This window comes from Neobacillus sp. 114, from assembly GCF_030127045.1.
Taxonomy (GTDB): Bacteria; Bacillota; Bacilli; order Bacillales; family Cytobacillaceae; genus Neobacillus; species Neobacillus rhizophilus.
This window is the reverse complement of the sequence record NZ_CP126144.1, coordinates 4,011,978-4,030,796: the sequence shown is the minus strand read 5'-3', so window position 1 is coordinate 4,030,796 and position 18,819 is coordinate 4,011,978. Positions and strand designations below refer to the sequence as shown.

Genomic DNA, 18,819 nt, shown 5'->3' with positions numbered 1-18,819 from the left:
ACGGTGTCGGATACCATCTTCTTCGTACATATTTTTATGGGTTACACTACATTATTATTTCAAACGTTGTCTTATAGGTTAGTTTGTATTATTTTATTGGAAAACTTGGCTACTTGTTCATAGTGGAAAAGCCCTTTTTTTATATGGGGAAAAGTAACGGACTGGATAGACAATCTGAGTGCCTATCTCCATTAAAAGTTCCCTAATGAAAAAAACACTTAAGGGAGAAATTGTACTTAGTAGAAATGTTGGAGGTATTTGGAGAACTTCCAGATCTTAATACAGTAAAGAAACGTTTGCGATAAACGCAAACGTTCCTTAAGTGGTGTATATGGTATGGTGCTTTTGGCTGCGGCTAGTAATATTATATGCAACTAGAATAAATGAGAGTGGACAAGCGTTGAATTTACAAAAGATTATTTTTTACAAGAAGAATCCGCCTCTTCTTCTTCTTCTCTCGATTTCAATTGCGATTCGTCTTCTTCTCTCTATTTCGATTTCAATTTCAATTATTCTTCTTCTTCTTTCAATTTCAATTTCAATTTCAATGGGAACGAATCGTCTTCTTCTAAAGCCGTCTGGAAAGGGAAACATGCATAAAACCTCCTTTCCTATATATTAATATCGGGTAAAAGGACAGATTAATCTAACCCAACCTGTCCTTCACCAATTAGGAGCGCCACTAAATTAATAGCCGCTCATAAAGGAAGCTCCTACGATGATAAGGAGAACAAACAAAACCACAATTAATGCAGCAACATTGTTTTTGCGTTCTCTGCGTTCTCTGCGTTCTTCCATGTATAACACCTCCTATCTGAAAAGTTTATATTCATCGGATTCTATCGTTGGGATTAATAAGCAAAGCTAGTTAGAACGATAATTAACAGAACAAACAAAACTACGATTAAGACAAAGCTGCTGCCGCCGTATCCATACATGTGCCTCACCACCCTTTGTTGGTTTTTATACGAAAATCAATCAATCAATAAACAAGGCTAGTTAGAACGATGATAAGCAGAATAAATAGTACTACGATTAACACAAAGCTATTGCCGCCGTATCCATACATAACCCTCACCACCCTTTTTTAATAGGAGGAAAGAAACTTTCCTCTATGTATATATATTTATTTGGACAAGGATTGCGTGGACAAGCATCACGGTATTCTGAAATAATTATTTTTTTTAAAATTTTCCCCTGAAAATATAAAAAAGAGGCGTCTGCAATTCGTGCAAACGCCTTAAAGGAGGTTTTAATATATGGTTGACGGAGGTAATAATAACATATTCATTCATTGCTAAAGTGTGTGGACAAGCGTATAAAAAAGAAAAAACTTTTTTAGAATAATATACAGCATATGCTTGAAATCAAAATGTAAATATTCTGTCACTATAATATCGTTGAGGTTATGAATTGATAAGTATAAACTTTAATTACTATTTGAGGAGTGATTAAAGTGAAAACAGTTTCAGTAAATGAGTTAAAGTTTAAGAAAAATTTAACGATGATTGAGCAATTTTCAATACAAGATTTCCTATTTAGATATATTAGACAAACCGCAGAAGAAATTGATGATATTCTAAAACTTGAGTATTCAGAGAATGTCTTTGCTAAGATGGAGGCAAAGCTGGAACCAGTAATACTTATTAATGGGGATGAACAATTCAGATATGTGACAATAACTGAAGATAATCAAATTGTAATAGGTGTTTTAGATTCCAATAAAGAGTTAAAGCATAGTATCATTTTTCTAGATGAAGTTTAATAGTTAGCATTTATGAGGAAATATAAACAACTGTTTTACATACATAACAAATCTTTTAATCTAGGTAATACTATTTTTAGACTTTTTTGAGAACATTTTATAAATCTTCAACGAAAAATAGGCTCTTTATTTAGTGACAGCGACCTATAAGAAATCATAAATTGTTGAAGAGAGTACACGGCGTGTTTAGTGTTTTATCTTACACATTCATCTCTCTATTCAGGTTTAACCTGATGAAATACAAAGGGGAGGAAAAAATGCATAATTTTCAAAATGAGCTGCAAGGGTTAGGCATCGATCCTTATCGAGCTGGTGAGTTAGTTGCGATGGATCCACAGAGCCTGGATCCGCGCCTGCATGGCGGCATGCGTTGTGGTGGCGGCATGGGTTGTGGTGGCGGTATGCGCTGTGGCGGTGGCATGGGTTGTGGCGGCATGCGATGCGGAGGGGGCTTTAGGTGCGGAGGCTTTCGTTGTGGCGGTTTCCGTTGTGGTGGTTTTAGCTGCATTGGTTTTAGCTGTTTCGGTATTGGGTTTTCGTGTGGCGGATGTGGTGGTTGTGGCGGCTGCTATAGCGGCTACTATGATGGCTACTATAATGGCTACTATAACTGCTATAACTGTGTCAGCGTTGTGGTCGTATAAACTTATTCAAGTAACGGCATTTTGTAAAATAACAAATAAAATAATAAAGGGACGGTACTGTTATTCGTACTGTCCCTTTTAGATTGAATTTGTATAAATCTTACTGCGCGAAGCAAGCATAATTTGCTTCGCTTTTTTTTTTTCGTGAGACTTAGCCATTAGAGTTTCATTCTTTATTGGATATTTCCTTCTGTTTGGACATCGGTAAAGTTATATTGTGATTATTTTTTAGACTCCAGTTGATTTATTGAAAAAAGGGTACAAGTCTAAAGCCTGTCTTATTCGTTTTTCATAGGATAAAGTACAACAACACAAGAGGGACAGATGGTAGGGGGGGACATCAGCGGAACGATTGTAGAGGAGGGTATGTGGTCTCAGGATACTTCCTGAGAAATCACAAAATGAAGGGAGAAAAAATATGGTCCATTTAACCGTCTGGATCACCATTGTGACTTTTTTGGTTACCCTCGGACTTATTCTTTGGCGGCCAAAAGGCATCAATGAAGCGATACCTGCCGCAATCGGTGCGGTTATTGTCGTCCTTAGTGGAAGTGTTTCATTATCAGACCTGGGGATCATTTCAGAAACCATAAGTGGTGCTGCGATTACGATCATGGCAACGATTGTCATGGCAATTGTATTAGAAAGTTTTGGGTTCTTTAGCTGGATGGCTGAGAAGCTCGCAGAAAGAGCAAAGGGGTCAGGAATACGTTTATTCTGGTATGTCAATCTTTTGTGCTTTCTTATGACACTTTTCTTCAATAACGATGGAAGTATCTTAATCACAACCCCAATCTTAGTCATGTTGTTAAACAACATGGGTTTAAAAAACCATCAGAAAATTCCGTATTTGCTATCTGGAGCGCTAATTGCGACTGCTTCCAGTGCCCCAATTGGAGTAAGTAACATTGTAAATTTAATTGCCCTTAAAATCGTCCATATGGATTTGTGGCTGCATACGGCGATGATGTTTGTACCTGCAACGCTAGGATTACTGCTGCTGACTTGGTTCTTGTTCCTTCGTTTTAAGAAAATCTTACCGAAAACCGTTCCTACGAATGTTTCAGGGCTGACAAGTTCAAAGTATCACCCGCTTAAACCAGCTAAAGGTGTTGAACATCCTTCAGAAAAAGCCCGTTCAAGATTTATGCGTAATGTTTTGCTGTTCGTGTTTGCTGTCCGTTGCAGCCTGTTTGTTGCTTCATTTTTGGGCATTCCCGTTTCTCTAATGGCTGTAATCGGTTCGCTTATTCTTTTAGCATGGAGATGGGCATACTTAAAAATCTCCCCAGCCGATATGCTGAAGAAAACGCCGTGGTATATTATCGTTTTCGCCTTTTGTATGTATACCATCATTTACGGTCTCAATAACATCGGATTGACAGACTGGTTGATTGGTTTCATGGAACCGATAGTTTCTGGAAGCCTGCTCCACGCGAGTGTCATGATGGGCGTGCTCCTATCCGTTCTCTCCAATATTTTTAATAATCACCCAGCCCTCATGGTTGGAACACTTACCTTAACCCATATGGATCTTAGTTTGCTCGAATTGAAAATTGCCTACTTGGCGAACGTGATTGGCAGCGATATGGGCTCGTTGCTGCTTCCGATGGGAACCCTTGCTACATTGATGTGGATGCATATCGTAAGGAAAGGAAAAGTAATGATCAGTTGGTGGGAGTATATCAAAATTACGGTTGTCGTCATACCACCTGCAACTCTGTTTACCCTAGTCGTTTTATATTATTGGGTTTCTTGGCTTTTTGGCGGCGCTCTTTCGCATTAAGATATTTTAGTGAAAAAGGAGAATTAAGATGCCGATTGATTTTGTTGATTTAATAGGAAAGAAAATTGAAGTTGAACTTTCGGGAGGAAATTTTCACAAAGGAATCCTGTTAGATAGCGGATTAGACATCATCGTCTTGTACGATAGCAAAAACCATCGTTTCATTTATATTCCATTCATTCATGTACAAAGATTAAAAGAAACTGAATTAGAAGAAGAAGATTTTACTAATATCCCACCGACGGAAAAACCAATTGAAACAGATGCCATTTCTTTTCGAAAGGCATTAACTGTTGCTAAAGGATTGTTCTTGAATGTTTATGTTACAGGGAATAAATCCATTCATGGCTACCTAACTAGCATTATGAACGACTATTTCGTATTTCACTCACCTGTATATAAAACAATGTGTATCTCAATGAATCATGTGAAATGGCTCATTCCCTATCCGCCAAATACAACACCATATTCCTTAACAAGTGAAAATCTGCCCCTTATGCCTAAATCCACTGCTTTGGCAAGGTCGTTTGATGAGCAGTTGAAAAAATTTGAAAATCAACTTGTCATTATTGATGGTGGAGATGATCCTGAAAAAATAGGCGTACTCCAAAAGATTCAATATAACAAAATCGCTTTAGTCACAGCCGAAGGGGAACGGATCTATCGGAATGTGGAGCATATTAAAACAGTACAATTACCTTAACAACGATGTGAAAACTTGAGAGATTGATATAACAACATTAAAGAAAGGCAGAGTAATGTCGTGTTTAGTCAATATAAACAAAATGAATAATCCATTCTGTTGGCAGACGAGAATGGATTATTGAATCAACGTTAACGCTATATTTGACCGTGTCGTTTTTGTCACGGTCTTTTTTTTCTGGTGTCCTACCTATGGTTATGATATGTTATTGACTTTAATTTTGTTCAGGCTAAAAATTATTTTGTCGGTTTAGCATTAACTCTTTTCATAAATAAAGGAAAACAAACCATTAAATGACGGCACTGGTATCAAGATGGATTTGTAAAATGGGGGAGAAATTTATGGGGATTGTCTTACTTATTTTAGCAGGGATAATCGAGGTTGGGTTAGCAGTTTACAGCATCAAGACTAAATCCAACCAGAAGCGCATCAGAAATTGGGTGCGCATTAGCGCGCTTATTGTTTTCGTAGTATTCGTAACCATCATCAAGTGGAGTCTCAGGTGGGAGATCCCAGCAGCTGTGCTTCTGATTTTTGGAATCATCGCCGTTATTTCATTACTAAGAAACAAGGAAGAGAAGAAATATCGTCCTGTCGGGAACATCTTTAAGGCGGTTGGGACATGGGTATTGATCGCTGTTGCATTGTTACCTGCCATCATTTTTCCACAGCATAAGGCAGTAGCAGCAACTGGCTTTTACGATGTCACGACAAAAATGTTTACGTTAACAGATGACAAGCGAAACGAAACTTTCACCGATTCAGAGGAGAAGAGAAAGGTAAATATTGAATTTTGGTATCCAAAGAATGCAATAGGGAAATATCCACTTATCGTCTTTTCTCATGGTGCGTTTGGAATTAAGGCAAGTAATTCTTCTACTTTTGAAAATCTAGCAAGTAACGGGTATGTCGTTGTATCGATTGACCATCCCTATCATTCTTTGTATACGAGAGATAGTGATGGCAATATGACGTTGGCAGATCAGTCTTTTATGCAGGAAGTGCAGGATGCGAATAATGGCGTATATGATGAGGAGACTTCCTTTAAGCTCGAGCAAAAGTGGTTGAAATTGAGAACAGACGACATCAATTTTGTAATGAATACCATAAAGCAACAAGCGAGTAATCAGGCTTCGGATGAAGTGTATCAACTGATCGACACAAATAAAATCGGTTTAATTGGTCATTCCTTAGGTGGTGCCGCAGCTGCAAAGCTTGGCAGAGATCGTCATGATATCGCTGCTGTCATCAATCTGGATGCAGACTTGCTTGGAGAAGAGTTAGGAGTGAAGGATGGCAAGCCAGTCATTAATAAAGATATTTATCCGGTCCCATTGCTAAGTATTTATACGGATACGATGAAGAATTTAATGGATAGCGTTACTGACCCAAATCTCGTGCTGCCGCAAAAGTATATCTCGGACACTGCTCCTGATGCATATGAGGTGTTTATAAAAGGAACAAATCACTTGAGCCTAACTGATTTACCTGTTGTATCACCGTTTTTTGCCAAGATGATTAATGGTTCAACAGATAAGAGCACTACCGCTCATGCTGCTGATAAATACAAAGTGCTTGAAACGATGAATGAGATTGTCCTAGAATTCTTTAATAGTTACGTGAAGGATGAAGGTAGTTTTCATGCCGCTAAAACGTACTAGAAATGATTGTGATTGGAGATGACGTGAGAAATTAGCAAAGGAATAGAACAAGTAACGAACACGAAAGAAGCCTTGTGTTGAAGAATAGCACTCCCGGGAATTTAAAAAGCGGTCAATTCTTTTATCCAAATAAAAGGCACCCGAATCACTCATTCGGGTGCCTTTTGTCTACTATTCTCTCATGCCTTTTTAATGGTGCTGCATAGGGATAGCTTTTACCTGTTTGGCTGATTTAAGCTTTAGCATTGGGAGTAAAGTTAATGCACCGATTAGGAATAGAGAGGATGCCATTAGATACATAACAATAAGCGGATATTCTGCCTTTAATAGACCTACTAAGCTCATGTTTAACACCATTCCACCCATAAATAGAGGGTTTAAGATTCCATTGACTCGACCTACAAAAGATTCTTCGGCGTTTGTTAAAATCAATGTATTACACGCAATATGGATAGGCGGGCCCATAATTCCGAATACGAATTGAGCCAGTAAGGCTGCCCAAACGAGATTAACAGACCCCAATACCGCAACAGATACGGCACTCGAAATAAATCCAATCAGTAGCATCTTTTGCGGTGTGATCTTTTTGGAGAGCGCCATTGCTCCAACCCCGCCAAGGATCATACCTGCACCATTTAAAGCGGTAAACCATTGCAGGTTTTGTGCAGATAATCCTAGATTCTCAGTGACCAAGAATATTCCCAGCGGGTTGACAAGGCCAAGCCCCATACCAGCGGCAAGGAAAAATCCCCCCATATAAAGGAAAAGCTTATTTGAAAATACATAACGCAAACCCATCTTCATCTCCGCTGAAACATTTGTTGTCAAAACCGTTTCTACCTTTTGATCAGCAGGCAAGAACGCAAGAACAAGAGCGGATAATAGAAAACAAATGCCCATGATGGCGATCGATACATCGATACCGAATTGGAAGTAGATCAGCGTACCAATGATGGGTCCCAATACCGTAAAAATAGATTGAAGCGTTTGATTCATGGACATCCCAAGCTGCATTAAGGATTCAGGTACATGAAGCTTAAACAATTTCATACCAGATGGCTGTGAAAACTGAGACAAAACAGATGACACTAGGGTGGCGAAAAAGATGGCTTTCCAGCCGCCAAATACGAGCGCCAGTAATACAGCGAATATGGACAGTGCACTTAGCAGATCACATAAGACCATCGTACGTTTCGGTCTCCACCGGTCGGCAAAGGTCCCGCCGATAAAGGAGAATAAGAAGATTGGCCCGAATTCAGCAACGGAAATCATTGAAATTGCGAATGGATCCTTATTGGTTTGTTCTGTTACGAACATTAAGATGGCAAAGTTTCGGACCCAGATGCCTAACTGTAAAAACAGTCCTGATAATAATATCGATTGAACAAAGCGATTGGCAAACAACGATTTCATCGTTGGTGCCTGGATTTGTGGTTGACTTGACATAATTACAACACCCTTTCAAATTTTTAGGAAAGCGAAAATTCAGCTTGTGATTCTTAAGGCGGCTAGTTCTTAAGAATCGGCTTCGTTTGCTTTGAAACTATCTTACGCCAGTTTGGAGAAGCCAAAACCGCAAACATACAGCATGATTACCGCAAAATAAGGTGGAAGAATCCGCAAATAAAAGGAGGAGATTCGCAATTATAGGAGTAGATTCGCAATTATTCAGTGAGTTTTCGCAAATAACTTGTTGGAGCAGGTCCTTCTTGTTTAGAACCGAAAATTATGGGGGGATTCGCAAATAAAAGGAAGAAAATCGCAAATAAAGAGTGAGTATTCGCAAATAACTTGATGAGGCAGCTCCTTCTTGTTTAGAACCGTAAATATATGGGGGGATTCGCAAATAAAAGGAGGAGAATCGCAAATAAAGAGTGAGTATTCGCAAATAACTTGTGGGGGCAGGTCCTTCTTTTTTAGATCCGCAATTATATGGGGGGGATTCGCAAATAAAAGGAGTAAATTCGCAATTAAACAGTGAGTTTTCGCAAATACCTTGTTGGGGCCAGCCCTTCTTTTTTGGATCCGCAAATATATCGGGGGGATTCGCAAATAAAAGGCGTAGATTCGCAAATAAACAGTGAGTATTCGCAAATAACTTGTGGAAGGCAGGTCCTTCTTGTTTAGAACCGCAAATATATCGGGGGGATTCGCAAAAAAAAGGAGTAAATTCGCAAATAAACAGTGAGTATTCGCAAATAACTTGTGGGGGGCCGATGCTTTTTTTTAGATCCACAAATATATGAGGGGATTCGCAAATAAAAGGAGTAGAATCGCAAATAAACAGTGAGTATTCGCAAATAACTTGTGGAGGCGGGCCCTACTTGTAATAATTCGCAAATATATCGAGGGGATTCGCAAATAAAAGGATGAGATTCACAAATATATTGGAAGATACCACAAATAAGTTTCAAAGCCTGTGCAAATTAGTAGGTATTAGATTGGAATTTAATAAAAAGGTAATTTTTATAGGCTTCTAGAAAAAGAATAGACACAATGTTTTAATATCTTTCGATAAATTTCAGCAGGATTTTCGATATTGTGAGAGAATTTATTTTTCGAAAATAGAAAGGAGGAGTTATTTTGATACTGAAAGTAAGAGTAGTTCCGCTTATTATTCTCATCTTAGAGGCTATTTTGAGGCGGCTCCCGAAAAGTCACCCTAGATATCCAATGATTGAGGACGAACATCGAAGGAGGTTGATTGGCTACAAAGGCGAAGAGTCGCTCGATTTCTACTATCGATCCCTTCCAGAACAGAAATACTTCATACTCCACGATTTAAACCTACCTGATGGCCCGTACAACTGCCAAATTGATACACTCCTAATTAGTTCAGATTCCATTATTGCTGTAGGTTCGAAAAATATAGGTGGAAACCTAACGTTTGACACTGAAAACAAACAGTTTATTCAAGAGTGGCATGGAGAAATTAAAGGATATCCTAATCCAATTGCTCAAGAAGAACGGCATCAAGAATACTTACAAAAACTACTGGCAGCGCACAACTTCCCTCCAGTTCCGGTTGATTATGTGGTCATCCTAAGCAATCCGTATGCAACATATGTTGTTACTGGCCCAGAATCGGGAAAGGTGAAAAAGCGGATTTGCAAGGCCGATGCGTTCCTTAATAGAATTAAAATGTTTGAAGGTTTTTATAAAACTCCTGTACTTGACACGAAGGATATGCGAAGATTATCCCGGCTCCTCATTAAAATGAATACTCCTCCGACAAACTTCGTGTTAGAAAAGTTCGGAATTCAAAAATCAGACTTAATATCTGGTGCTCTGTGCCCTACGTTTCATCATCCTCTTATTCGCAAAAAGCGTAAATGGTATTGTCCTACCTGCCAAACTTATTCCAAGGATGCTCATATAAATATGTTAATGGACTATTTTTTGCTGTATGATTTGAAAATCACAAACAAGCAGTTCCGAGAATTTGCTCGTTTGGATTGCATACATACCGCCGGAAGAATCCTCCGTTCCTTAAATCTTATTTCTTCCGGTGCGAAAAAGACGCGGACGTATTCGCCCGCTAGTTTTCCTTGGGATCCTAAAAAGGAAGTTAAAAATATGAGCAGAAAAGCGAGAAGCGGAAATTAATATCAGATGGCTCTCTCAATAAAAATTTTAGGAGCACAATTTTCTGATTTGGGTTTGCAAATAAATAGGGGGTTTTCGCAAATATTTATCTTGGGCTCGCAAATATTTCGTTATAGATCGGAAATAAATTTAGGGAGTTCCCTCTTCTCTTTTAGGTTCGCAAATAAATAGGGGGATATCGCAAATATATTTCCCGGTTTCGCAAATAAACCTCTAATTTTTCCAGAATAGTGTTGATTCCCCGCAAAAGTGAAACTAGTTGATTTATATAGAAGTTTAGATTTACATAAAAAAGGAGGGATAGTTAAAATTTAGGTTTCGCAGGCCCTACAAATCTTTGCGGGGGTGGAGCTCATTTTTGCGCGTTGTAACTTCTTCTTCTGCCGTAAGATGATTTCATACCAAATGGAATGGGAATTTATATGGATACAAGGGGGGCTTGTTTATGATTTACGAGGTGGTTGTTGTTGGTGGCGGGCAAGCTGGTTTATCAATGGGTTACTACTTGAAGCAAACAGAGTTTTCGTTTTTGATCCTTGATAATCAAAGCAGGGCAGGAGATGTTTGGCGAAATCGTTATGATTCTCTCATTTTGTTTACACCGCGATTATATAGCTCGTTACCTGGTTTGCCTTTACCAGGTGATCCGAAGGGGTTTCCAACAAAAGATGAAATTGCAGATTATCTCGATCAATATGTTCAAGCATTTGATTTGCCAATAAAGTTCAATACTCAGGTACAAAAAGTACGAAAGGAAAAGGATATTTTTGTCATATCAACAAACGATTTAATGATAAAAACAAAGAGAATTGTCATCGCCACAGGTCCATTCCACACACCGTGTATTCCATCCTTTGCGAAAGAACTCTCAATAGAATTAACGCAGCTTCATTCTTCAGAATATAAAAACCCATCTCAGCTGCAGGATGGTCCTGTATTAGTGGTAGGTGGCGGAAATTCGGGTGCCCAAATCGCGGTAGAACTATCGGAAAGTCATGAAACATACTTATCTGTTAGTCAAAAAATCCGCTTCATGCCTTTAAATAAAGCTGGCAAGAGCATTTTCTGGTGGTTTGATAAACTGGGGATATTAAAGGCAGATCGTCACTCTTTCATTGGTAAAAAGATCCAAGTTCAAGGTGACCCCATTTTCGGATACGAACTAAGGGAGAAGATAAAGAATCATAGTGTCAAAGTAAAGAACCGAACCAAGTCTGTTCTTAAAAATGAAATTCAATTTGAGGATCTCACCTCCATAACCATAAAAAATATTATTTGGGCTACTGGCTTTACTCCGAACTATTCATGGATTGATATCCCCAATCTTCTCGATTCTAACGGAAAGGTAAAGCATGAAAGAGGGGTAACGGAAATTGACGGACTCTATTTTCTTGGTTTGCCATGGCAGCACCGCAGGGGATCGGCCCTGCTTTTAGGCGTTGGGGACGATGCGGAGTATCTTTATAAATGCATGATAAAGAAAGACTTATAAAACTGAATTTGCTGTTTGGCGTTTTTTTTGCCTAGGCTTATTGCGGGAAACTGAAAAATGATTGCGCGAGTTAACGCTTTTTTTGCGGTTTTTAAAGACTACTTGAGTTCTATGATAGGAATGTATCATCCATTAATGATTAGTTTGGGGAGGATTATTATGAAAAAACAATGGAATGTAGGTATATTGCTGTTTGAGGATGTAGATGTACTAGATTATGCTGGGCCGTTTGAAGTATTTTCTCTTACCGTATTTGAAGATGACAAAGTTTCGAAAATGTTAACAGAAGGCCTAACGGTTGAAGAAAGACCTTTTACTGTTAAAACGATTTCGCAAACTGGGGGAATCATTTCTTCTCATAATGGCCTTGAGGTCCAACCTGATTATGGCTTTCAGAGCAATGAGTTTAAAATAGATATTTTAATTGTTCCTGGCGGGCCGCTATATGCCATCCATAAATGTGTTGAAAATAAAGAGTTAATCAAGTGGATTTCGGATTTCTACGAATCAGGCGGTATCGTTGCCTCTGTTTGCTCCGGTGCAGTCATTTTGGCCGAAGCAGGTGTTCTATCTCGAAAAAAAGCAACCACCCACTTTCTAGCTTTAGATTACTTAAAATCGAATTATCCAGATATTACGGTTGTTTCAAAGGTGCGTTATGTCGATCAGGGAAATATTCTTACCTCTGCAGGTGTATCAGCTGGTATCGACATGTCACTGTATCTTGTTGGAAAATTAATGGGTGAAACTGCGGCAGAAAGGACGGCGGCTACTGAAGAATACCCGTATGACTGGAGATTAAAGGCAGATATTGAAATTTAACCTATACCAACAAATCTTGAGGGGGTGCCGAAATTGCAGCCCCTCCCTTTATTCGTATAAAACAGACAAGCCATTACAGGGAAAAGATTTTTTTTCATATCCAACCATTAAAATGAAAAAAGTACGTACTGGAAAGAACATTATGTATTCAATTCTTAGTTCATCGTGTAAAATGGGATTTATAGGAAATTTTATCCATGGGCGGTGAAAGTTTGGAAAATAAGACCTATATGAACTGGGAATTTGAAACGATTGCAAAGCATACACTCGATATCCTTTTGATTGTTGACCAACATCAAATCGTTCAGTTTGCTACACCATCTGTCGAAACAATTTTAGGCTATCGTCCGGAAGAATTTGTTGGGGTAAATGCATTTGATCCCCTTTTACCGGAAGACCGGGATCGACTGATGCAATCACATAAAGAAGCGATCGCGACAGGTGAACCAAGGGTGGACGAATATCGCGTGTTTCATAAAAACGGCGAATTAAAATATTTTGAATCGCGGGTCATGCCGGTTCAAAACCATCCCGACAATCTTATCGTTGTGTCCATTCGGGATGTTACATTGAGAAAAAGAATGGAATCGGAGCTTGAGCGAAGAAAGAACCGATATCAAGAACTGCAAAATTGTTTAAAAAACTACTCACAGGACCTATCTGGAGTTATGAAGGTGTCGGAGCTTAAAAGCAGACTAATACATGAGCTTAACACAGTAATCCCGGATTCTGAACCGCAAATGATGATATATGATCGGGAATCGAAAGCGATAGAAGGGGAGTACCCAGTAAGTCTGGCGGCTGTTTTGACAAATTTAACGGTTGGAAAACTCAAGGTTGAAAACGAGCAGATTTATATTTTAATAGGTGACCGGAAAGAAATGGCTTATATTCTCACCATTAAATCCTCTTCCATCAAGGAATCAATGGATTTGATTTGGCTGGAGACATTGGTTCATTACACCGTAATGGTTTTTGAAAGTTTGAATGTAATTGAGAGTCTGATGAGTCAATTGGAAACAGCCCTTCAAAAAAGTGAAAAACCACAGTGGATTTTAAGATTATTGTTTAACTTATCGGAAAAACAAAGAATGGAATTATCAAGCGATTTGCATGATACCGTCCTGCAGGATCAAATGGCTTTATATCGAAACTTGGAATCCGTTTTAAAGGAATACCAATTTGATAGTGAAGTGGACCGGCAGCTAAAGGGAATTGTTCAAGGGCTTTTGGACACGATTCATCAAATTAGAATGACCTGCAATGAGCTCCGTCCACCGCTTTTAAGGGAAGCGGGCCTAATTAGCGCTTTAGAAAATTTATTTGATTATACCCAAGTATCATCAATCTTTAAAATTATTTTTACAGTCGAGAATACGGATAGCCTTGTGATAAATGAAGAAGAAACCATCGGAATTTACCGCATTGTTCAAGAGTTGCTTAACAATGCCGCGAAACACTCCGAAGCTAGTAGTCTGCATTTTCATCTAAGCAGAACGGATGAGTGTATTCATCTTAACTATTTGGATGACGGCGTCGGCTTTGCTGCTGAAAAATTAACTCCGTCCTTTAAAAGTATGGGGCTTTCTGGTATGAGGGAAAGGATTCAGAGTCTTAACGGCACAATAGAATTCACTTCACAGCCAGGAGCGGGCCTGAGTGTGAAGCTGCAGGTACCACTTAGTGTTTAATATATAGTAGCTACTATTGTAAATTAACTTTTTAAATAAAAATTTATGTATTATGATTTACAAAGTTATACAAAAAGCCGATTATCCTAGTTCACAGGAAATGGATAATCGGCTTTTTTCCTATTGGCTTTTAAAATAAATCAATAATAGACAAGCGCCGATTCATTTACTAACACCCATTAATATATTGCTAATGTAACCGCATTAATGTACATACCGATTCGCTTTGTGAGAGGTGCTGGCGGTACTGCAGGTACTTTTAGTGAGTGGTTATAGCGGCAGTGGTAGGTTGGTCGAAAAACGAATTCCTACCATTAGTTGAATTGGTGGACATTGAATTTATTTCTATGAAAGTGAGGTATCATATACTGTGAAATTTGAAGATGAAAAAGATCCAAAATCAATTTTATCCGATGCTTTAGAAAATCTTGAAAATGCTGAAGAGATCAATGAGGCTGCTGAAAAAGTGCAACAAGTTCTCGGGACTGAACCGGGATCTACAGAAGGTTCAGTCACTTTTGATGATCTTCTTGAAGTGGATGAATTTGCAGATGAGGTTGTACAACAGGCGATTGCTGATGAGCTTGCCCCCCCACCCCCTTCTCCATTTTGCGTTTGTGCTGTAACATTTAATATTTCTAACGCTGTATTTACACGCGTAGGGGACGGTTCCGCAGCAGCTGATCTGCAAAGGAGAATGGGTGACGGTCTTGATGGACGTGGTGATATCTGTGGTCCTGGAGAAGGTTCAGACTCATGTAATACAGCAATAAGAGACCTTTTTGGTTTTCAATTTCCTAGACTCACTCCTACTTTTACATTTTTAGCAGATCAATATACTTTAAACCCCGATGGGTCTGTGGGTACATGTGTCAGCACTGATTTGGGGGTTACATTTACTATTACAGGAACGGGAACATTAAATGGTACACCAGGTTTCAATTTCATACTTACTTTATTAGATGGTGGTATGGGTAATCAAGATTCCGCTACCCTGACAATACCCGGTGCTGGACTAGTATTTACAGCTAATCAAACTATCGCCCCCGGTGAAGTAATGGTTAGAATGTGTCCGTAACCTCCATTTTGCAACCACAACACAGGTTGGCAATGTCGAACTAGTTGTTACGAATTGTCCATAGCTGTCACATGTAAAATGAAAAAACCCTATACGGGTTTTTTTGCTGGGTAAAGGTTTTTTTTTAGATATTATTCAATTCAATTACTACAATTTACAAAATAAGAGATGAGTAAGGAGGATCGGGATTACAAATCACCAATGCGACTGTAATTGTTTAATGCATAAAAAAGCCCATTCTTATCCGTCTCCTTAAAGAATAGGCTTTCCATGCTGAATTTCAACGGAAAATTGGTTGGATTTATTTAAGACAAAAATGCCAGTACTGTCATTTCTATAGTCGTTGTTTAAAATCCAAAATAGAATATGTTAACAAGACCGTCTCCGATACCAACACCGGCTGTGTTGACTTGGTTCGTTCCGTTGTTTCGAGAACCACCGCCGCCGCCGCCACTAGCAGATAAAACAACATCTATTCTACTGCCACCACCACCGCCGCTGTAGCCGCCGCCACCGCCGCCATTAAGTCCTGATCCACCGCCACCGCCGAAACCCCCAGGGGACCCAGTGTCTCCAGGAACTCCACCGGCACCACCATTAATATCATTATTAATTCTAATCCCGCCACCGCCGCCAACGGTACGGTCTAATGCATCTCCACCATCAGAGAAAACTCCGGCACCGCCGCCGCCGCCGCCCCTAGTAGTGCTGGAAACGACACCGGTGCCGCCAGCACCACCCATGCCGTTAGAACCTGGAGCACCGCCAACTGGATTACCAGTGGTTCCGGGACCAGTATTTGTGATATCGAATATTGAAGCGTCTGCTCCGTTATTACCGAGGCCACTATTATTGCCTCCAGCACCACCACCACCTCCGGCTGCAATCAGTAAAGTTAACGATGTAAGATCGGAAGGTTTCGATCCTCTCCATACAAAGGATCCGCCACCGCCGCCGCCACCTCCGGAACCAGAACCGCCCATTTCACCAGGGAGTATGGCTAGTGATTCTCCTGGTGTTACAGCAAATTCACCCTGTAAAGACGCACCTCTGCCACCTACTGTACCACCATTTCCCAATCCTCCTTGAGCGCCAATTGCTTGAATTATTGCGGTAGTTGCACCTGCTGGAACAGTAGTTGTTACCACCGCTCCTGTAAGGGTAAATGTTTGTTGGCCCAATAAAACAAGTGGGGGTGTAAGGATTTGGATTAAATCTAAAACATTTTCAAATTTGAATTCTAACAACATTTCCTTCTTAATCACATCACGAAGCGTTCTTTGAACACTTGCGTCAACAGCAAGAAGGTTGGACAACGAAATGGTTGCAGGGGAGAATGTGGTACTTGTTGGGGTTAATGTGCCAAGAACAAATTGAAGTTTCTCGGCTTCTGCGTTCATCAGATGAGCGAGAGCCAACTCTTCAAGGGCAATGGAAGACAAAAGCAATGGAACTGTCTGTCCTATACTAAGGGAAATAGTAGGAGTAATATTTGGAATGCTGGGATTAGACAATACTCTTCATCTCCTTAAATATATTAAATTAATTCTATATACCTTACTCGATTAACTATTAAGTGGACTGTACCCTTGTCCATGTATAAGGTAAATAAGGAATGTAGTGTACAGAAGTTCTCGTTGCAGGTTTAACAGAAAAACTTTTTTGTAATGATGAACGATATGTAAGGTCGGGCAAGATGCCCACCGTTTTGATGCGTTGCTCGCCCTGCAAACCATTTTTTCCTTAGGTTAAATAGGTGCTCCTGGAAAAAAAATAGCCACTCCGACAGGTGCCCGTAAATGTGATGTAATCTGCCCGACACGAGTAGGATTGGGAGGAAAGGACACATCATAAATTGATACCGTATTGTTGTTCATATTGGCGACGTAACAAGGATTAGGTGGGTAAATCACCATATGTTGCGCCCCACTTAACTCTCCCATCCCAAACTCGTTTATTTTTATAGGAACAGGAGGAGAAATACTATAAACTTCTGCCCTGCTGATGTTAAAATTGGCCGCATAGAGAACGTCACCATTAACCGCCAAACCAGTTGGTCCATCCAACTCTTCATCATCACCAAAGCTTCCTGAAGGCTGCGGCATCGAATCGATAATCTGATAAGTTTGGATAGTGTTACTGAATTGATTGGCTACGTAAAGCGTTCTGTCTTTGATTGCCAATCCATTAGGTCCAACTAACTCTCCTTCAACAATCGGCCCTATAAGTGTGGGATTAAGAGGAACGAAAATATTATATTGTTGTATTGAATTATTGTTTTGGTTGGCGACAAAAAGTTCGTCATTAAAAATCGCCAATCCCATAGGTCTAGCTAATTCTCCTCTTTCACCAAAAGTCCTTACAAATACAGGGTCAGTAGGGGTAGAAATATCATAAATGCTTATAAAACTCCTGTTCATACTACTGTTAAAATTTGCGACATAAAGAGTAGTACCTGTAATCGCAAGTCCAGTAGGCCCTTCCAACTGTGGAGGACCACCAAACTCCCGAATAAATGCAGGATTTATCCGATCTGTAATATCAAAAATCGATACCGTGTTCCCTTCATTATTTGATACAAACAGAAATGCCGTTGGAGATGGTGTAATAGTGGCTACTAAATCCAATATATTTTCAAATTTGAATTCAAGTAACATTTCCTTTTTTATGACATCACGAAGGGTTCTTTGAACACTCGAGTCAACAGCCAGAAGGTCGGATAACAAAAGGGTTGCTGGGGAAAATGTAGTCCTTGTTGGAGTTAATGTACCAAGAACGAATTGAAGTTTTTCGGCTTCAGCATTCAAAAGGTGTGCGAGTGCTAATTCTTCAAGGGCAATGGTAGCCAACAACAATGGAACAGTTTGTCCAACACTAAGGGAAATGGTAGGTGTTATATTCGAAATGTTGGGATTAGACAATATTATTTCAACTCCTAAATATTTTATCTTTATAATTTACTCAATTAACTATTAAGTGGACAGTACTCTTGTCCCTGTGTTATCGGAAGAAGTATTCTTTTACAGAATTAAAGCTAGTAATTCCCTATGGGAAAGCGGGAGTTTTTTATTTGCACAATATTTAGTAGATATTACTTTAAACATCGAGGGTTAAGGGAGTTCAAAAGGAAATTTTTAAAAAAAGCCTGTATCAATGATTACTTGCTAATCAATGATACAGGCTTTTTCTATTGGAATTTAACTGCCCTTTATATCTTATTAACTTTAGAGTCCGTCTTTTTTAAAATTTAAATTCTAGCCCATTTTCTATATAGATCGTGTTCTGAAATCCGGTTTGGTTTATCAGATATTCCAATACATTTTTAGCAGTGCTTCTGATTATTATGGTCAGTCCGAAGTTGTCAATCACGCGTGCATAGCAGCGGATAATCAGCGAATCATTTTCTGTTAACAGATGATAATAGACGGTTTCTTTCTGTTTTTTCGAAAAACAGTGAATGAATAGATATTCATCTGTTGGTACTATTGCTTTAATAAAAAGTTCTTTTTGAACGATTCGTATTATTTCCGCCATTTGTTTCTCTGATAAATTTATTCTCATTCCGAGTTCA

The 18,819-nt window shown here is 39.2% G+C and carries 18 protein-coding genes; 10 read left to right on the top strand and 8 right to left on the bottom strand.

The window, feature by feature from the left end; translation table 11 throughout:
- Window positions 1-423: 423 nt before the first annotated feature.
- The 4 genes from QNN06_RS19490 to QNN06_RS19475 form a co-directional block, all read right to left on the bottom strand.
- On the bottom strand, window positions 424-594 hold the full coding sequence (locus QNN06_RS19490) for a hypothetical protein (RefSeq protein ID WP_213119185.1): 171 nt from the start codon (window positions 592-594) through the stop codon (window positions 424-426).
- A gap of 93 nt (window positions 595-687) precedes the next feature.
- On the bottom strand, window positions 688-798 hold the full coding sequence (locus QNN06_RS19485) for a YjcZ family sporulation protein (protein WP_213119186.1): 111 nt from the start codon (window positions 796-798) through the stop codon (window positions 688-690).
- 53 nt (window positions 799-851) lie between these two features.
- Window positions 852-938, bottom strand: a complete 87-nt coding sequence (locus QNN06_RS19480; protein ID WP_213119758.1) for a YjcZ family sporulation protein — start codon at window positions 936-938, stop codon at window positions 852-854.
- 44 nt (window positions 939-982) lie between these two features.
- Window positions 983-1,069 carry a YjcZ family sporulation protein gene (locus QNN06_RS19475; RefSeq protein ID WP_213119759.1) on the bottom strand — a complete coding sequence of 29 codons (87 nt, stop codon included), beginning with the start codon at window positions 1,067-1,069 and terminating at the stop codon, window positions 983-985.
- A gap of 387 nt (window positions 1,070-1,456) precedes the next feature.
- Between QNN06_RS19475 and QNN06_RS19470 the strand changes: the two genes are divergently transcribed.
- From QNN06_RS19470 to QNN06_RS19450, 5 genes are all read left to right on the top strand, one after another.
- Window positions 1,457-1,765, top strand: coding sequence for a hypothetical protein (locus QNN06_RS19470; protein WP_213119187.1), 309 nt, complete (start codon window positions 1,457-1,459; stop codon window positions 1,763-1,765).
- Between the two features lie 182 nt (window positions 1,766-1,947).
- On the top strand, window positions 1,948-2,409 hold the full coding sequence (locus QNN06_RS19465) for a heterocycloanthracin/sonorensin family bacteriocin (protein WP_284035786.1): 462 nt from the start codon (window positions 1,948-1,950) through the stop codon (window positions 2,407-2,409).
- Between the two features lie 418 nt (window positions 2,410-2,827).
- A complete protein-coding gene (locus QNN06_RS19460) occupies window positions 2,828-4,195 on the top strand; it encodes an arsenic transporter (RefSeq protein WP_213119188.1) in 1,368 nt (455 codons plus the stop codon).
- Between the two features lie 28 nt (window positions 4,196-4,223).
- The gene (locus tag QNN06_RS19455) at window positions 4,224-4,898 is read left to right on the top strand and encodes a DUF2642 domain-containing protein (RefSeq protein ID WP_284035785.1); all 675 of its coding nucleotides are present in this window, start codon (window positions 4,224-4,226) and stop codon (window positions 4,896-4,898) included.
- Window positions 4,899-5,239: 341 nt separating this feature from the next.
- A complete protein-coding gene (locus QNN06_RS19450) occupies window positions 5,240-6,559 on the top strand; it encodes an alpha/beta hydrolase family protein (protein ID WP_284035784.1) in 1,320 nt (439 codons plus the stop codon).
- A gap of 189 nt (window positions 6,560-6,748) precedes the next feature.
- Here the strand turns inward: QNN06_RS19450 and QNN06_RS19445 are convergent, their stop codons facing one another.
- Window positions 6,749-8,005, bottom strand: coding sequence for an MFS transporter (locus QNN06_RS19445; protein WP_284035783.1), 1,257 nt, complete (start codon window positions 8,003-8,005; stop codon window positions 6,749-6,751).
- 1,137 nt (window positions 8,006-9,142) lie between these two features.
- Here QNN06_RS19445 and QNN06_RS19440 point away from each other — a divergent pair.
- From QNN06_RS19440 to QNN06_RS19420, 5 genes are all read left to right on the top strand, one after another.
- On the top strand, window positions 9,143-10,165 hold the full coding sequence (locus tag QNN06_RS19440) for a nuclease-related domain-containing protein (protein ID WP_284035782.1): 1,023 nt from the start codon (window positions 9,143-9,145) through the stop codon (window positions 10,163-10,165).
- Between the two features lie 445 nt (window positions 10,166-10,610).
- On the top strand, window positions 10,611-11,657 hold the full coding sequence (locus tag QNN06_RS19435) for a flavin-containing monooxygenase (RefSeq protein ID WP_481819223.1): 1,047 nt from the start codon (window positions 10,611-10,613) through the stop codon (window positions 11,655-11,657).
- Between the two features lie 159 nt (window positions 11,658-11,816).
- Window positions 11,817-12,479, top strand: coding sequence for a DJ-1/PfpI family protein (locus QNN06_RS19430; protein ID WP_284035780.1), 663 nt, complete (start codon window positions 11,817-11,819; stop codon window positions 12,477-12,479).
- Window positions 12,480-12,676: 197 nt separating this feature from the next.
- Window positions 12,677-14,170, top strand: coding sequence for a PAS domain-containing sensor histidine kinase (locus QNN06_RS19425; RefSeq protein ID WP_284035779.1), 1,494 nt, complete (start codon window positions 12,677-12,679; stop codon window positions 14,168-14,170).
- Between the two features lie 370 nt (window positions 14,171-14,540).
- On the top strand, window positions 14,541-15,248 hold the full coding sequence (locus QNN06_RS19420) for an alpha-helical endospore appendage domain-containing protein (protein ID WP_284035778.1): 708 nt from the start codon (window positions 14,541-14,543) through the stop codon (window positions 15,246-15,248).
- Window positions 15,249-15,595: 347 nt separating this feature from the next.
- Here QNN06_RS19420 and QNN06_RS19415 read toward each other — a convergent pair whose 3' ends face one another.
- The 3 genes from QNN06_RS19415 to QNN06_RS19405 form a co-directional block, all read right to left on the bottom strand.
- On the bottom strand, window positions 15,596-16,762 hold the full coding sequence (locus tag QNN06_RS19415) for an alpha-helical endospore appendage domain-containing protein (protein ID WP_249366872.1): 1,167 nt from the start codon (window positions 16,760-16,762) through the stop codon (window positions 15,596-15,598).
- Between the two features lie 234 nt (window positions 16,763-16,996).
- Window positions 16,997-18,169 carry an LVIVD repeat-containing protein gene (locus QNN06_RS31250; RefSeq protein ID WP_349654919.1) on the bottom strand — a complete coding sequence of 391 codons (1,173 nt, stop codon included), beginning with the start codon at window positions 18,167-18,169 and terminating at the stop codon, window positions 16,997-16,999.
- A gap of 319 nt (window positions 18,170-18,488) precedes the next feature.
- Complete coding sequence (locus QNN06_RS19405) at window positions 18,489-18,809, bottom strand: hypothetical protein (protein WP_213119196.1); 321 nt, start codon at window positions 18,807-18,809, stop codon at window positions 18,489-18,491.
- Window positions 18,810-18,819: the final 10 nt, after the last annotated feature.

Bases quoted from the DNA above. Each gene is read 5' to 3' on its own strand.
- QNN06_RS19435 (WP_481819223.1), top strand. From the start codon at position 10,611: ATGATTTACGAGGTGGTTGTTGTTGGTGGCGGGCAAGCTGGTTTATCA.
- QNN06_RS19475 (WP_213119759.1), bottom strand. From the start codon at position 1,069: ATGTATGGATACGGCGGCAATAGCTTTGTGTTAATCGTAGTACTATTT.
- QNN06_RS19430 (WP_284035780.1), top strand. From the start codon at position 11,817: ATGAAAAAACAATGGAATGTAGGTATATTGCTGTTTGAGGATGTAGAT.
- QNN06_RS19455 (WP_284035785.1), top strand. From the start codon at position 4,224: ATGCCGATTGATTTTGTTGATTTAATAGGAAAGAAAATTGAAGTTGAA.
- QNN06_RS19460 (WP_213119188.1), top strand. From the start codon at position 2,828: ATGGTCCATTTAACCGTCTGGATCACCATTGTGACTTTTTTGGTTACC.
- QNN06_RS19425 (WP_284035779.1), top strand. From the start codon at position 12,677: ATGGGCGGTGAAAGTTTGGAAAATAAGACCTATATGAACTGGGAATTT.
- QNN06_RS19450 (WP_284035784.1), top strand. From the start codon at position 5,240: ATGGGGATTGTCTTACTTATTTTAGCAGGGATAATCGAGGTTGGGTTA.
- QNN06_RS19405 (WP_213119196.1), bottom strand. From the start codon at position 18,809: ATGAGAATAAATTTATCAGAGAAACAAATGGCGGAAATAATACGAATC.
- QNN06_RS19480 (WP_213119758.1), bottom strand. From the start codon at position 938: ATGTATGGATACGGCGGCAGCAGCTTTGTCTTAATCGTAGTTTTGTTT.
- QNN06_RS19445 (WP_284035783.1), bottom strand. From the start codon at position 8,005: ATGTCAAGTCAACCACAAATCCAGGCACCAACGATGAAATCGTTGTTT.
- QNN06_RS19485 (WP_213119186.1), bottom strand. From the start codon at position 798: ATGGAAGAACGCAGAGAACGCAGAGAACGCAAAAACAATGTTGCTGCA.
- QNN06_RS19490 (WP_213119185.1), bottom strand. From the start codon at position 594: ATGTTTCCCTTTCCAGACGGCTTTAGAAGAAGACGATTCGTTCCCATT.